The sequence below is a fragment of the Micromonospora sp. NPDC005206 genome (assembly GCF_040608175.1).
GTDB lineage: Bacteria > Actinomycetota > Actinomycetes > Mycobacteriales > Micromonosporaceae > Micromonospora.
Window position 1 is genome coordinate 79,383 of sequence record NZ_JBEXHU010000021.1, and the last position, 14,935, is coordinate 94,317.

Sequence of the window (14,935 nt, forward strand, 5' to 3'; positions counted from 1 at the left end):
GGAGAGAAAACATGCGATCGAACAGCAAGTCGACTCGACCAACGGTCGAGCGGCCACCCTCGACAGGTATTCGCTTCGGGCGTCTGTGCACCGCGGGAACCGTTGCCGCGGCCATGGCGTTCACGACGCTCGCCGCTCTGCCGGCACACGCAGCCGACGCTCTGCCGGCACACGCAGCCGAGGAGCCAGAATGGCAAGGCGAGGTCCTCGGTACCGGGGAGACCGATCTCCGACCCGAAGTCGTCGCCGGCGCGTTCGGAGATGTGGCCAACGCTGAGGCGCTCACCGCCGGAGGAAGCGGCTCCGCGACCCTGACCTGGGATGGCACCGGCGTCGCCCCGTACGTCATCCTCGACTACGGGCCGGTCGTCGGCGGGTTGCCGTACTTCACGGTCGAATCGACGTCGGGCGACGTCGGCGTTCGCACCGCGTACAGCGAGAGCCTCAAATACGTGATTCGCAAGAACGAATCACAGTTGGTGAAGGCCGCCTCCGCAGGAGCGGAGACGGTCTACGTGACCAACACCACCCAGATGACCGTCGGCCAGTCGCTCCTGATCGGCACTGGCGAGAACCAAGAGTCTGCGACGGTTCTCGCCGTCGGACAGGCCGCCGTCACGACGACGGCATTCGCGCCGATCGCTGCAGGTGCGACCAACGTCGAGGTGACCACAACGGCCAACCTCCCGGTGGGGGCCGAGCTGCTCATCGGCACCGGCGCTGCCCAGCAGTCGGTCACCATCACGGCAGTGGGCCGGACTTCGAGCCAGACCACGCTGGTCGCGGATGCCTCGGCTGGCGCGACCAACATCAAGGTTGCATCGGTTGTCGGCCGTCAGGTCGGCGACGTCCTGGATGTGGGCGGAGAGAACGTGACGGTCACCAGTGTGGGGACCGCCGGTGCCGCAGGCACCGGGCTCGGGGTGACCGCGCTGACCGCGAACCACGTCGCCACGTCACCGGTCATCTTCCACGGCTCGGGCCTCTCGTTCACCCCTGCCGTCACTGCGGCGTTCGACGCCGGCACCACGCTCCGGAACCCGCGGACCGGCGTCACGGTCAGCCCGCTCACCAAAGACCACGCCACGGACAGCGCGGTGACCAGTTCGCCCGGGAACGTCGTCGGCGACAACGCCGGCTATCTCGGCGCCGGAGTGGGGTCGCCGCGCAACCGCGTCACGCAGGTGTCGGGTGCAGGGACCTACACGACACCGGCGAACGCGCTTCAGGGCGGCATCCGCTTCCACGCCGTGACGCTGACGACGCCCGGCACGGTGTCGATCTCTGACGTCGGCGTGGTCTCGAAGTTCCCGAATTACGGACCGGACGACTACAAGGGATGGTTCCTCTCCAGCGACGAGGTCCTGAACGACATCTGGTACACGGGCGCGTACACGGTCGACACCAACATGGTGCCGGCGGGCGCGCAGAACAACAGCACCCTCCCCGTGATCCTTGATGGCGCGAAGCGGGACCGGCGCATCTGGGCCGGCGACCTTTTCAACGCAGGGCGGTCGACCTACACGGCATTCGGGTACGGTCCTCAGGGATCGGAGTACATCAGCAACTCGATCGGGGTCCTCGGATCGCGCCAGGCGGCGAACGGATCGGTGCCGGGTGAGTCGGCCAACTGGACCTCGGTCCCGGCGGTCGCACAGTTCTACTCGACGGCCTACTCGATCTACTTCCCGGTCGGACTCGTCGACAACTACCGCTACACGGGAGATCTCGACTTCGCGATCTCCCAGTACGGCAGGCTCAGGGCGCAGATGGATTACAACCTGAGCCTGACGAACGCGGATGGTCTCATCGTCACAACCTCGGGCAGCGACGGTCGCGATTGGGACTTCTACGACGGCGGTCGTGCGGGAACGGTGACCGCGACGAACGTGCTGTACTACCGCGCGCTCTCGGAGGCGGCATGGCTTGCCGGTCACATGATCGAGGACGTTTCGACGAACGCCGAAGCAGCCACTTGGGCAGCTGACAAGGCCGCCTGGGAAGCGCGTGCGAATCAGGTGAAGGCCTCGATCAATGCGACCCTCTTCGATGCCGAACGCGGCGTTTACAGGATGTCCAACGTCAATACGGGTAACAGGTCGGGGAACGCAGTGCCGCAGGACGCGAACTCTATGGCCGTGCTCTGGGGCGTCGCGCCCGAGGAGAAGGTCTCGGGCATCCTCGACTACCTCAAGAACAACCTGTGGGGTGAGCAGGGTCCGCAACCGTTCTCACCGGATGCGAACAACTCGACCTTAATCAGCACCCACATCTCCGGGTTCGAGCTCGCCGCGCGCTACGAGGCCGGGAACACTGAGGACGCCCTGGCGCTGACCAAGACGCTCTGGGCGCGGATGGCGAATCCGAGCGACCCGTTCTACACCGGCGCCTTCTGGGAGAACCACCAGCAGAACGGCGACCTGACCGATGCGAACAAGAGCCTCGCGCACAGCTGGGCGAGCGGCCCGACCTGGAACATGTCGGCGTACCTTCTCGGCGTGAAGCCGGTCGAGCCCGGGTTCGCGACTTGGACGGTCAAGCCGCATCTCTCGGACCTCGAGTGGAGCGAAGGCCAGGTGCCCACGCCGAGTGGCGACATCAAGGTCAAGTGGTCTCAGGACGACGACGAAGTAGTCGAGCTCGACGTCACCGTTCCCGACGGGACGAGCGGAGAGATCTGGGTGCCGTTGGCGGCCGAGAACAGCGTCAGCGTGGGTTCCGAAGGCGCGACCTTCAAGGGCCGTGAGGGCGGATATGACGTCTACGAGGTCGCGCACGGCGGAGACTACTCGTTCACGTCGGCGGTCACGATCAAGGCCGACACGCCCGTGATCGAGGGTGACCTCAAGGTCGGAGGCACCTTGACCGTGACAGGTGACTGGTCGCCGAACAGCACCCAGCTCACCTACGACTGGTACCGGATCGGCGCGCCGACTCCGATCCAGTCGGGTACGTCGGACAGCTACGTGCTCACCGACCGGGACAAGAACCGCCGGATCTACGTCGAAGTCACCGGTTCCTTCGGGACCCGTCCGCCGCTGACGGTCCAGACCGACACGACGGGCAAGGTGGCCAAGGAGTAGGAACATCCTCGTCCATGTAAGAGGTGGGCCCGTCCTCGGGGAGGGACCCACCTCTTGCATCTCCTCAGCCACCGAGGTCATCACATGCTTGATTGCCGCGGCCGACGCGACATGCCCGCGCACATCGCCGACGCCTGCCGCCGCACCGCAGAGCCGGTGCCGGCCACCCCGGAGGCCACCGTGCGGTGCATCCTCGACAGCCTCGCGCTGGCGCACCGGCGCGCCGTCAACCAGGCGCAACTGCTCGCCGGTCGGCACGTCGACGCCGTGCACGTCGTCGGCGGCGGCGCGCGCAACGACCTGCTGTGCCAGCTCACCGCCGATGCCTGCGGACTGCCCGTGCTCGCGGGGCCCGTCGAGGCCACCGCGCTGGGTAACGTTCTGGTGCAGGCCCGCGCCCTCGGCGTGGTCGGCGGCGACCTGGCGGCGTTGCGGGCCGTGCTTCGCGACACCCAACAGATCGTCCGGTACGAGCCACGCGCCACCCAGGCGGCCTGGCGGGCCGCTGCCCGGCGCCTCGGATGGGAGGACTGAGTATGCGAATAGCCCTGTTCGTCACCTGTCTGGCCGACACCCTGTTCCCCGAGGCGGCCAAGGCGACGGTGCGGCTGCTGGAACGGCTCGGTCACGAGGTCGTCTTTCCGCAGGATCAGACCTGCTGCGGGCAGATGCACATCAACACCGGCTATCCGGATGACGCGCTGCGCCTGGTTCGCCGGCACGTACGGACCTTCGCGCCGTACGACGTGGTGGTGGCCCCGTCCGGCTCGTGCGTAGGTTCCGTGCGGCACCAGCACGCCATGGTGGCCCGGGGGGCCGGCGACGAGCGCCTGGCCAGCCGCGCCGAGGAGGTCGCCCGACGCACGTACGAGCTGTCGGAGCTGCTCGTCGACGTGCTCGGGGTGACCGACGTGGGCGCCTTCTATCCGCACCGCGTGACGTACCACCCGACCTGCCACTCACTGCGGATGATCCGGGTGGGGGACAGGCCGCTGCGGCTGCTGCGCCAGGTGCGCGGCCTGGACCTGGTGGAGCTGCCGCAGGCCGAGCAGTGCTGCGGCTTCGGCGGCACGTTCGCCGTGAAGAACGCGGACACGTCGACGGCGATGCTGGCCGACAAGATGCGCCACGTGCTGTCCACCCGGGCCGACGTCTGCACCGCCGGGGACGCCTCCTGCCTGATGCACATCGGCGGTGGACTGTCCCGGCTCCGGGCCGGCGTACGGACCGTGCACCTCGCGGAGATCCTGGCCAGCACCGAGCCCGCCGGCAACGCGGCCGAGCAGGCGCAGCGGGACGGGGTGACGGCGTGAGCGAGATCTTCCTCGGCATGCCGGCCACCGCGCCGCGCGGCGTCGGGCATCTGCGCGGAGACGAGCCCTTCCCCGTCGCGGCCCGGCGCAGCCTCGCCGACGCCCAACTGCGCCGCAACCTCGGCCACGCCACCGCCACGATCCGCGCGAAGTCGGCGGCGGTGATCGACGAGGTCCCCGACTGGCAGGAGCTGCGCGAGGCCGGCCGGGCCATCAAGACCGACGTGATGGCCCGCCTGCCCGAGCTGCTCGAACAACTGGAGGCGGCGGTCACCGCCGCCGGTGGCACCGTGCACTGGGCCGCCGACGCCGTCGAGGCCAACCGGATCGTCACCGACCTGGTCCGGGCCACCGGCAGCGACCGGGTCATGAAGGTCAAGTCGATGGCCACCCAGGAGATCGGCCTCAACGAGGCGCTGGAGGCCGCCGGCATCGAACCGGTGGAGACCGACCTCGCCGAGCTGATCGTCCAGCTCGGGCGGGACAAGCCCAGCCACATTCTGGTACCGGCGATCCACCGCAACCGGGCGGAGATCCGGGAGATCTTCCTGCGCGAGATGCCCGGCGTCGACCCGGCGCTGACCGACGAGCCGGCGATCCTGGCGGCGGCCGCCCGGCGTCACCTGCGCCGCACGTTCCTCAGCACCCGGGTCGCCGTCTCCGGTGCGAACTTCGCGGTAGCCGAGACCGGCACCCTCGCGGTGGTCGAATCGGAGGGCAACGGCCGGATGTGCCTCACCCTGCCGGACACCCTGATCACGGTGATGGGCATCGAGAAGGTCATCCCCACCTGGGCGGACCTTGAAGTGTTCCTGCAACTGCTGCCCCGGGCCTCCACCGGGGAGCGGATGAACCCGTACACCTCCATGTGGACCGGTGTCACGCCCGGCGACGGGCCGCAGGCGTTCCACCTCGTGCTGCTGGACAACGGCCGCAGCGCGGTCCTCGCCGACGAGGTCGGCCGTCAGGCGCTGCACTGCATCCGCTGCTCCGCCTGCCTGAACGTCTGTCCCGTCTACGAGCGCACCGGCGGGCACGCGTACGGTTCGGTCTATCCCGGGCCGATCGGCGCCGTGCTCTCACCGCAGCTGACCGGCGTGGAGGACAACGCCTCCCTGCCCTTCGCCTCCTCGCTCTGCGGCGCGTGCTTCGACGCCTGCCCCGTGATGATCGACATCCCGTCGATCCTGGTGCACCTTCGTGCCCAGCACACGGCGGCCTACCGGAGCGAGCACCGCCTGCCGAGCGCCGAGGCGGTCACCATGGCCGCGGCCGCGTACACCATGGACCACCTGCCGTTGTACGAGGCTGCCCAGCGCGCCGCGCGGGTCAGCCGCTTCGCCGGCCGGCGAGGTGGCGGCCTTCCCCCGCCGCTGTCCGGCTGGACCATCGGCCGGGACCTACCGCAGCCGCCGCCGCAGACCTTCCGGGAATGGTGGGCCCAACGATGACCTCCCGCGAGTTGATCCTCGGCCGCCTCCGCGCCACTCTCGGCCCTTCCCCGACCACCCCCGCCGAGGTGGCGCGGGACTACCGGCCGGCCGGCGGCGCGGTCGACCTCGACGTCCTGGTGCACCGGCTCACCGACTACCGGGCCACCGTGCACCGGTGTTCCGACGACGAGGTGGCTCAGGTCGTCGACGCGGTCCTCGGCGGCCGACGTGTCGTGGTTCCGCCGGGGCTGCCCCGGCACTGGCTGCCCGACACCGTCGAGGTGCTGACCGACGACGATCTTCCGAGGGACCAGGTCGACGCGGCCGACGGGGTGGTCACCGCGGCGGCGGTGGCCGTCGCCGAGACCGGGACCGTCATCCTCGACGCAGGTCCGGCCCAGGGGAGGCGGGTCATCACGCTCCTGCCCGACGTGCACATCTGCGTGCTCCGTACCGATCAGGTCGTCGCCGGGGTGCCGGACGCCCTCGCGCGTCTGGACCCGGACCGCCCGCTCACCTGGGTCAGCGGCCCGTCCGCCACCAGCGACATCGAACTCAACCGGGTCGAGGGCGTCCACGGCCCCCGGCGCCTGCACGTGGTCATCGTTCCCGGCTGACCAGTCACCGTGGGTGGCGGATCCGGCACCGCCGTCCCGTTACGGACCGACTGTCGGGTGTACTGACCGTGACGGGTGCCGCACTGCTCACAACGGCTCGACGTGATCTAGGTACGGCTTGGCCGATCAGGTAGCGTCGCCTGTCACACCGTCTTCGCACCAACCCTGGCTGCCCGCCCGCACGGGGAGCCGAACCGGAGGGACACAGCCGTGAGGTTTCACAGCGCAGCCCGCAAGGCCGGCCTCGTCGCGGCGATCGCCGCCCTGTCGCTGAGCGCTGGATGCGCCAAGAAGGACGAGGGCCAGGTCCAGGCGAACGGGGTCAAGCTCGTCCAGGCCGGCAAGCTGACCGTCTGCACCCACCTGCCGTACCCGCCGTTCCAGTCGAAGGACGCCAGCAGCAAGGTCGTCGGGTTCGACGTCGACCTGATGGACCTGGTCGCCAAGGAACTGGGCGTCGAGCAGACGATCGTCGACACCCCGTTCGAGGGGATCAAGTCCGGCCAGGACCTCAACACGGGCAAGTGCGACGCTGCCGCCGCCGGCATGACGATCACCGAGGAACGGCAGAAGGTCATGAACTTCTCCGATCCCTACTTCGACGCCACGCAGGCGATGCTGGTCAAGACCGGCAAGCCCTACAAGTCGCTCGACGACCTCAGGGGTAAGAAGCTCGGCGTCCAGGCGGCGACCACCGGCCGTGACTACGCCCGCAAGTTCGAGAAGGAGAAGGGCCTCCAACTCGTCGAGTTCGAGGACCTCGCCGCCCTGCAGCAGGCCGTCTCCAACGGTCAGGTCGAGGCCGCCATCAACGACCTGCCGGTCTGGACCGAGTACCTCAAGGAGAACCCGGGCGGCTTCGCGGTCGCGGCCGAGTTCGACACCGGCGAGCAGTACGGGTTCTCGGTGAAGAAGGACGAGAACCCGGAGCTGCTCAAGAAGATCAACGAGGCGCTGAGCAAGGCCAAGCAGGACGGCACGTACGACACGATCTACGAGAAGTGGATCGGCAAGCGGCCGAGCGCGTGATCGAAGCTGATGGCAGGAGGGCGCGCGACTCGCGCGCCCTCCGTGTAGGCACCCCCCGGGAACGCAAGGAGCGAACGTGAAGCTGCGACGCCGCCAGCGAGAGCGGCTGTCCCTCTGGCTCCAGTACCTGGCCTTCATCGCCGTCATCGCCGTGGCGATCTACGCCGCGGACTGGGGCAGGCTCAGAGCGGCGTTCTTCCGCGTCGACATCATCGAGTCGATGTTCCCGACGATCATCACCGTCGCGCTGCGCAACACGATCCTCTACACGCTGGGCGCCTTCGCCTTCGGCCTCGTGTTCGGCACGATCCTCGCGTTGATGCGGCTGTCCCGGGTGGCTCCGTACCGGTGGGTGGCGACGGCGTACATCGAGCTGTTCCGGGGTCTGCCCGCCCTGCTGGTGCTCTTCCTCGTCGGGTACGGCATCCCCATCGCCTTCCCCGAGCGGGAGATTCCCGGTGGCGTGTTCGGTTCGATCGCGATCGGTCTCGGGTTGACCGCCGCGGCGTACATGGCCGAGACCATCCGGGCGGGCATCCAGGCGGTGCCGAAGGGACAGATGGAGGCGGCGCGCACCCTCGGCATGTCGCACTTCACCGCGATGCGCACCATCGTCATTCCGCAGGCGTTCCGGATCGTGATCCCGCCGCTGACGAACGAGCTCATCCTGCTGACCAAGGACTCGTCGCTCGCCTACGTGCTCGGCGTGACGGCGCAGACCATCGAGGTCACCAAGTTCGGCCGGGACATGCTGAACGACCGGGTCAACGCCACCCCGCTGCTGGTGGCCGGCCTCGCCTACCTGGCCATCACCCTGCCCCTGTCCCAGGTGGTACGACGCCTCGAACTCCGCTACGCCAAGGCCCGGTGACCCGCATGACGACCACTCAACCCCGGCCCGCCGTCGAGATCCGCGACCTGCACAAGTCGTTCGGGCCGCTCGAAGTGCTCAAGGGCATCGACTTCGAGGTCGGCCACGGCGAGGTGGTCTGCGTCATCGGGCCGTCCGGGTCCGGCAAGTCGACGCTGCTGCGCTGCGTCAACCTGCTGGAGGAGCCGACCGCCGGCAAGATCTGGGTGAACGGTGTCGAGATGACCGACCCGGATGTCGAGATCGACACCGTACGCCGCGGCATCGGCATGGTCTTCCAGTCGTTCAACCTCTTCCCGCACCTGACCGTGCTGGACAACCTCACCATCGCCCAACGCCGGGTCCTGCGCCGCGGCCGTGGCGAGGCCGAGCGGATCGCGCGGGACAACCTCGAGCGGGTCGGCCTGACCGACAAGGCCGCCGCGTTCCCCGCCCAGCTCTCCGGCGGGCAGCAGCAGCGCGCGGCGATCGCCCGGTCGCTGTCGATGGAGCCCAAGCTGATGCTCTTCGACGAGCCGACCTCCGCCCTCGACCCGGAACTGGTCGGCGACGTGCTCACCGTCATGCGCAAGCTGGCCGAGGACGGCATGACGATGTTGGTGGTCACCCACGAGATGGCGTTCGCCCGGGACGTCGCCGACCGGGTCGTGTTCATGGACGGCGGCGTGGTGGTCGAGCAGGGGCCGCCGCGGGAGGTGCTCGGCGCGCCGCAGCACGAACGCACCCGCTCGTTCCTCTCCCGGGTCCTCGATCCGACCCACGTCGCGCAGCTTGGTCAGCCCGACCAGGCCCCGGAGCCCCCGGAGCCGCCACACCTGCCGGCTGACGACCGTCACAACGTGTGACCGCCGTTTGGTCGACGGTCGGCGGTGCCCGCTCCCTACCGTCGGCCGGCTTCCTGCCGCACACCCCTGCGCCGCCACGGGGCCGCCAGGAACAGGACGGCCAGTACGACGGCAGCGCCGACACCGAGCCCGGTGTGCAGCGGGATTGAGGATCCGCCGGTCGAGGCGGGGCGCTCGCCCTTGACGGGAACGACGGGGCTGTCGTGCTTCTTCTCCTCGGGCGTGACCAGGCGGCCGACGGAGGCGTCACGAGGCAGGGCGAAGCCCCAGTTGAGCAGCGCCGCGGCCTCTCCCAAGCTCCCCAGCGGCGCGGTCTCCGCGCCGAGCAGGGTCACTGCGAGCCGTCGACCGTCGCGTTCGGCCACACCGACGTACGTCTGGCGGGCCAGGTCGGTGAAGCCCGTCTTCCCCCCGAGCGTCCCGGGATAGTGGCCCAGCAGCGTGTTGTCGTGAGTGATGGCGAATGCCGGGTTTCCCGGCTGCGCCGGTATCTGGGCCACCGTGGTGGCGATGTACCGCCGGAAGTCCTCCCTGGCGAAGGTGGCCCGTGCGATCAGCGCGAGGTCGTACGCGCTGGTGTACTGACCGGGGCCGTCCAGGCCTGAGGGCGTCGCGGCGTGGGTCTGGTTGGCGCGCATCCGGCGTGCCTCGTCGTTCATCGCCTCGACTCCGCCCGGCCTGCCCGCACTGCCGCCGCCGACCCGAGCCAGCACGTTGGCCGCGTCGTTTCCGGACTTGAGCAGCAGCCCCAGCCACAGGCTCTCGACGGAGTAACGGCCACCCGCGACCACGCCCATCAGCGAACTGGCCGGGTCGAGATCGCGCAGATCGGCCCTGGTCACCTCAACCATCTGGGTCGGGTCCAGGCGGGGCATCAGGGACGCCGCCAGCAGCAGCTTCTGGACGCTCGCCGGCGTTCGGCGCTCGTGGGGGCCGCACCCGCCCAGGACCTCGCCACTGTTGAGGTCCGCCACGAGCCAGGAGGTGGCGGTCACTGCCGGCGCCGTCGGCGCGCGCGCCGGAATGGCCAGACCTGTCGTCGCCAGCGCCGCCCCGCCGATCGCCCGGTCAGCGGGGTCGACCGGTGGCGGGGACGGCATGGCGGGCGGTGGAGTCGGCGGCTTCACGGCCGGGCACGGCACGTACGGCGCGGCTGAGGCCCGCACTGGTAGTGGTATCGCCACAGCGGGCATGACCAGCATGGCGCTGAGCGTCACGGCGGCAAACCGAAAGTCGGTCACGTCAACGAACGTAATCGTCAGCAGGGCTGGCGCCGGTCAGATTGGCGAAAGCACGTCGGGTCCTCGCGTTCGGGCAGGCTGTCTGCGCCGTTAGCGTCCTCGGTGACTCGTCTACGTGTCTTTTCGCGAGACGGTATCGGTTGTTCACAAAAGTGCCATCGCTGCTTGGAATGGGAGAGAGTGCCGCCGTTGGTCGACGGCGCCAACAACTGGGGGCAGCGGCGGGTGGCCAAGGTCGTCGCGACGCTGCTCGACCTGGATGCCCAGCGCGGCGGCTAGCTGGACGAGCAGCAGGGCTGACCGGACTCGTGGTTCGGTCAACCGAGCAGATCGCCGGTCGGCAGTGGCAGCGGCAGTGGCAGTCCGGGTAGCGACGGCAGCACCGACGGGAGCGGCACCGACGGCAGCGGAAGTCGGGGCAGCGTCGGGTTGGCGCCGAATGTCGGCGAGTCCGTCGGCGCGGGACGCTGTGGCGCTGGTGCCGTCCCGCCCGGTGGCGCGGCGCCGGAGGGCTCGGTGGCGGCGGCCGTCGACATCGCGGGCGACGGCGCCGGAGCCACCGGGGACGTCGCACAGCGAGGCCAGCCGGGGCACAGGTGCGCGGCCAGGTCTCGCAGGACGGCATCGATGTCGGCGCGCAGGCGAGTGGCGTCGGCTGGATCGGTGACTCGGCCCAGGTCCCGCTGGGCCTGGTCGATCAGCTCCCGGGCCTCGTCGTACCGTCCCGCCGCGACGGCCGCGCGGGCACGGGCGGTGCTGTGTTCGACGCCGAGCACCTCGGCCCGCTCAGGATGGAGCACCTTGGTCAGCGACCACAGAGGACTGGTCGGCCCGGCGTCGTGGCTGGCCACCCCCAGCCCCGTCGCCAGCATGAGCACGGCGAGCACGGCGGCGGCCAACCCGAGGGCTCGCCGCCCGGACGCTTCCCACCGGGGTGGGCCGGGAACGGGGGCGGTGGGGGCGCCGGTCCGGAGCGTGCGGGCCCAACCTTCGGGACGTGGCGGGACGACGTGGAGTTCGCCGTCGACCACGGTGTCCGGCTGGTCCGGGGTGACGTCGGCACGCCAGGCGGCCAGCATCGCCGTGAGGCCGTCGGCGTCGGCCTCCTGCTCGCCGCGGCCGAGCGCGTCGAGGAGCAGGTCGTCGCGGTCGATCGCGGCGAGGTCCAGGTCCTCGCCACCGTCCGGTCGGGGCTCGCTCATGCCGCCACCTCGTCAAGTCCGTCGCCGGCAAGGCTACGGAGCCGGGCCAGGGCGCGGGACTGGGCCACCCGTACGGCCGGCGCCGACATTCCGAGGATCGAGCCGACCTCCTCGGCGGTGAGACCAACCGCCACGCGGAGGGTGATTATCTCCCGCTGGACGTCGGGGAGGCGGTGCAGCAGCACCGAGAGACGTCGGGCCAGATCGGTGGCGACGGCCTGCTGCTCCGGCCCGGGTGTGGTGTCCACCTGCTCCAGGTCGGCGTCGGTGACGGCCGCGCCGCGGACCGCCGCGCGCTGGGCGTCGGCCACCTTGTTCGCCGCAATTGCGTAGACGAACGCGGAGAACGGCCGGCCCTGGTCGCGATAGCGGGGAAGCGCCTTCAACACCGCCAGGCAGACCTCCTGGGCTACGTCGTCGGCGGTGGTGTACGCCCCACCGACGCGGCCCAGCCGCGCCCGGCAGTACCGGACCAGCCCCGGCCGCACACTGGTGAGCAGGGCAGCGACCGCCGCCCGGTCGCCGTTGGCGGCCAGGTGGACGAGCTCTGGCTCGATCGCTGTGGTCATGGGGGATGCAGGCACCTTCGTTACCGGCCGGTTAACCGCACGCTATCGAGACGTACGCCACTTTGCCTAGTTCACCTTGTGTGCCGAAGAGGTAGCCCAAAGAAGTTGTTACGCCTGGCCGGATCGCCGCGATGTCACAGGTAGCGAGGCGAGAGGGGGGTGGATGGGCGTCGAGGTGGCGGTGCAGGGTCTGACCAAGTCCTTCGGTGGCCAGCCGGTCTGGTCGGACGTCAACCTGACCCTGCCGGCCGGCGAGATATCCGTGCTGCTGGGTCCGTCCGGCACCGGCAAGTCGGTGTTCCTCAAGACACTGGTGGGCCTGCTCCGCCCGGATGCCGGGTCGATCTGGATCGAGGACAAGGATCTGCCCCGGCTCTCCGAGCGGGAGTTGTACGAGGTGCGCAAGCTGTTCGGGGTGCTGTTCCAGGACGGCGCGCTGTTCGGCTCGATGACGATCTACGACAACGTCGCCTTCCCGCTGCGGGAGCACACCCGCAAGTCCGAGTCCCAGATTCGCGAGGTCGTCACCGAGAAGCTCGACATGGTCGGCATGGTCGGCGCCGAGCGGAAACTGCCGGGGGAGATCTCCGGTGGGATGCGCAAACGAGCCGGCCTGGCCCGCGCGCTCGTGCTCGACCCCCGCATCGTGCTCTTCGACGAGCCCGATTCCGGGCTGGACCCGGTGCGCACCGCGTACCTGAATCAGCTGATCATCGACCTCAACCAGCGGACCGGGGCGACCTTCCTGATCGTCACGCACGACATCAACACCGCGCGCACGGTGCCGGACAACATCGGCCTGATCTACCACGGGCACCTGGCCATGTTCGGGTCGCGGGAGTTGCTGCTGTCCAGCACGGAGCCGGTGGTGCGGCAGTTCCTCAACGCCCAGCGCTTCGGACCGATCGGCATGGCCGAGGAGAAGGACGCCGAGGAATTGCAGGCCGAGGCGGACGCCGGCGTGGAGCTGCCACCGCTGCCGCCCATCCCGCTGCAACTGCCGCCGTCGGACGGGTTGCCCCGCGCCGCCGAGCGGCCCCCGGGGCAGTGGTGCCGGGAGCACGGCGTCACGCCGCCCCCCGGCTCGTTCGCTCGGCTGGCCGACACCGGGGCGCCCACCGTCACGCCGGCCGGAAACGGGCGGCGGTGACCCCGATGAGCGGACCCGTCACCGCCGTACGCCACACCGGCGAGTTCTTCGCGTTCTGCCTGGACACCCTGCGCGGCCTCGGCCGGCGACCGGTGCAGGTCCGCGAGTTCGTCCAGCAGGCCTGGTTCATCAGCTCGGTGTCGATCCTGCCCGCCGCGCTCGTCTCCATCCCCTTCGGCGCGGTCATCGCGTTGCAGCTCGGCTCGCTGGTGCGCCAGCTCGGCGCGCAGTCGTTCACCGGCGCGGCGTCGGTGCTCGCGGTGGTCCGCGAGGCGGGGCCGATCGTCACCGCGCTGATCATCGCCGGCGCGGGTGGCTCGGCGATCTGCGCCGATCTCGGCGCCCGGAAGATCCGCGAGGAGCTCGACGCCATGCAGGTGCTGGGCATCGACCCCATCCACCGCCTCGTGGTGCCCCGCGTACTCGCCTCGATGCTGGTCGCCGTGCTGCTCAACGGCCTGGTCAGTGTGGTCGGGGTGACCGGTGGCTACCTGTTCAACGTGGTCCTGCAGGGCGGCACACCCGGCGCGTACCTGGCCAGCTTTCAGGCCCTGGGACAACTGCCCGACCTGCTGGTCGGCGAGGTCAAGGCGCTGCTCTTCGGCGCCGCCGCCGCGCTGGTCGCGTCGTACAAGGGGATGACCGCCAAGGGCGGGCCGAAGGGGGTCGGCGACGCGGTCAACCAGAGCGTGGTGATCACCTTCATGCTGCTGTTCGCGCTGAACTTCATCGTCACGGCCGTGTACTTCCAGGTCGTACCGCAGAAGGGAAGCTGACGTGCCGGCGCTGCGCCACCTCGACAACCTGGGCGGACAGCTCGCCTTCTACCTGCGGGCGTTCGCCTGGGCGCCGCGCACCGTAAGCCGCTACAAGCGCGAGGTGATCCGCCTCCTGGCGGAGGTGAGCTTCGGCTCCGGCGCGCTCGCCGTGCTCGGCGGCACCGTCGGTGTCATCTGCTTCCTGACCTTCTTCACCGGCACCGAGGTCGGCCTCCAGGGCTACCAGGCGCTCAACCAGCTCGGCAGCAGCGCGTTCACCGGTTTCGTCTCGGCGTACTTCAACACCCGGGAGATCTCTCCGCTGGTCGCGGCTCTGGCCCTGTCGGCCACCGTCGGCTGCGGGTTCACCGCCCAGCTCGGGGCGATGCGGATCTCCGAGGAGGTGGACGCCCTTGAGGTGATGGGGATCCCCTCGCTGCCGTTCCTGGTCACCACCCGCATGATCGCCGGGTTCGTCGCGGTCATCCCGCTGTACGTGGTGGGGCTGCTCGCCAGCTACCTGGCCACCCGCACTATCGCGGTCTTCTACTTCGGACAGTCTGCCGGCACGTACGACTACTACTTTCACCTGTTCCTGCCGCCGGAGGACGTGCTGTGGTCCTTCGGCAAGGTGCTGGTGTTCAGCGTGATCGTGGTGCTGGTGCACTGCTACTACGGCTACACCGCCAGTGGTGGGCCCGCCGGCGTCGGCGTCGCGGTCGGACGGGCCGTGCGGCTCGCCATCGTCGCGGTCAACATCGTCGACTTCTTCCTGTCGCTGGCCATCTGGGGCGCCACCACCACCGTCCGGATCGCGGGGTGAC

The 14,935-nt window shown here is 69.8% G+C and carries 14 protein-coding genes; 11 read left to right on the forward strand and 3 right to left on the reverse strand.

The genetic code is table 11. The annotated features are described in order from the left end of the window. Window positions 1–11: 11 nt before the first annotated feature. The 8 genes from ABZU69_RS28750 to ABZU69_RS28785 all read left to right on the forward strand — a co-directional run bounded on the left by ABZU69_RS28750 (window position 12) and on the right by ABZU69_RS28785 (window position 9,191). Entirely contained in the window at window positions 12–3,083 is a 3,072-nt protein-coding gene (locus ABZU69_RS28750) for an alpha-L-rhamnosidase C-terminal domain-containing protein (RefSeq protein ID WP_354967434.1), read from the forward strand. Window positions 3,084–3,167: 84 nt separating this feature from the next. Continuing rightward, complete coding sequence (locus ABZU69_RS28755) at window positions 3,168–3,617, forward strand: FGGY-family carbohydrate kinase (RefSeq protein ID WP_354967435.1); 450 nt, start codon at window positions 3,168–3,170, stop codon at window positions 3,615–3,617. Window positions 3,618–3,619: 2 nt separating this feature from the next. Beyond that, entirely contained in the window at window positions 3,620–4,396 is a 777-nt protein-coding gene (locus ABZU69_RS28760; RefSeq protein ID WP_354967436.1) for a (Fe-S)-binding protein, read from the forward strand. 17 nt (window positions 4,397–4,413) lie between these two features. After that, complete coding sequence (locus ABZU69_RS28765; protein ID WP_354967479.1) at window positions 4,414–5,847, forward strand: lactate utilization protein B; 1,434 nt, start codon at window positions 4,414–4,416, stop codon at window positions 5,845–5,847. Then, on the forward strand, window positions 5,844–6,446 hold the full coding sequence (locus tag ABZU69_RS28770; protein ID WP_354967437.1) for an LUD domain-containing protein: 603 nt from the start codon (window positions 5,844–5,846) through the stop codon (window positions 6,444–6,446). Before ABZU69_RS28765 ends, ABZU69_RS28770 begins: the two co-directional genes overlap by 4 nt. 210 nt (window positions 6,447–6,656) lie before the next feature. Then, complete coding sequence (locus tag ABZU69_RS28775; RefSeq protein WP_354967438.1) at window positions 6,657–7,475, forward strand: basic amino acid ABC transporter substrate-binding protein; 819 nt, start codon at window positions 6,657–6,659, stop codon at window positions 7,473–7,475. Between the two features lie 76 nt (window positions 7,476–7,551). Further along, window positions 7,552–8,346, forward strand: coding sequence for an amino acid ABC transporter permease (locus ABZU69_RS28780; protein WP_074311141.1), 795 nt, complete (start codon window positions 7,552–7,554; stop codon window positions 8,344–8,346). A gap of 5 nt (window positions 8,347–8,351) precedes the next feature. After that, window positions 8,352–9,191 (forward strand): amino acid ABC transporter ATP-binding protein, encoded by an 840-nt coding sequence (locus ABZU69_RS28785; RefSeq protein WP_354967439.1) that lies wholly within the window; start codon window positions 8,352–8,354, stop codon window positions 9,189–9,191. Window positions 9,192–9,226: 35 nt separating this feature from the next. Here the strand turns inward: ABZU69_RS28785 and ABZU69_RS28790 are convergent, their stop codons facing one another. From ABZU69_RS28790 to shbA, 3 genes are all read right to left on the reverse strand, one after another. Further along, a complete protein-coding gene (locus ABZU69_RS28790) occupies window positions 9,227–10,384 on the reverse strand; it encodes a D-alanyl-D-alanine carboxypeptidase (protein ID WP_354967480.1) in 1,158 nt (385 codons plus the stop codon). A 365-nt stretch (window positions 10,385–10,749) separates the two neighbouring features. Beyond that, window positions 10,750–11,634 carry an anti-sigma-D factor RsdA gene (locus ABZU69_RS28795; protein WP_354967440.1) on the reverse strand — a complete coding sequence of 295 codons (885 nt, stop codon included), beginning with the start codon at window positions 11,632–11,634 and terminating at the stop codon, window positions 10,750–10,752. Then, a complete protein-coding gene (gene shbA, locus ABZU69_RS28800) occupies window positions 11,631–12,203 on the reverse strand; it encodes an RNA polymerase sigma factor ShbA (RefSeq protein ID WP_354967441.1) in 573 nt (190 codons plus the stop codon). Before shbA ends, ABZU69_RS28795 begins: the two co-directional genes overlap by 4 nt. A 163-nt stretch (window positions 12,204–12,366) precedes the next feature. On the opposite strand from shbA, the gene ABZU69_RS28805 reads away from it, so the two are divergent. From ABZU69_RS28805 to ABZU69_RS28815, 3 genes are read left to right on the forward strand one after another with little or no spacing between them, the layout of a single operon-like run. Beyond that, complete coding sequence (locus tag ABZU69_RS28805; RefSeq protein ID WP_354967442.1) at window positions 12,367–13,353, forward strand: ABC transporter ATP-binding protein; 987 nt, start codon at window positions 12,367–12,369, stop codon at window positions 13,351–13,353. 5 nt (window positions 13,354–13,358) lie between these two features. Continuing rightward, entirely contained in the window at window positions 13,359–14,129 is a 771-nt protein-coding gene (locus ABZU69_RS28810; protein ID WP_354967443.1) for an ABC transporter permease, read from the forward strand. A 1-nt stretch (window position 14,130) separates the two neighbouring features. After that, window positions 14,131–14,934 carry an ABC transporter permease gene (locus ABZU69_RS28815; protein WP_354967444.1) on the forward strand — a complete coding sequence of 268 codons (804 nt, stop codon included), beginning with the start codon at window positions 14,131–14,133 and terminating at the stop codon, window positions 14,932–14,934. Window position 14,935: the final 1 nt, after the last annotated feature.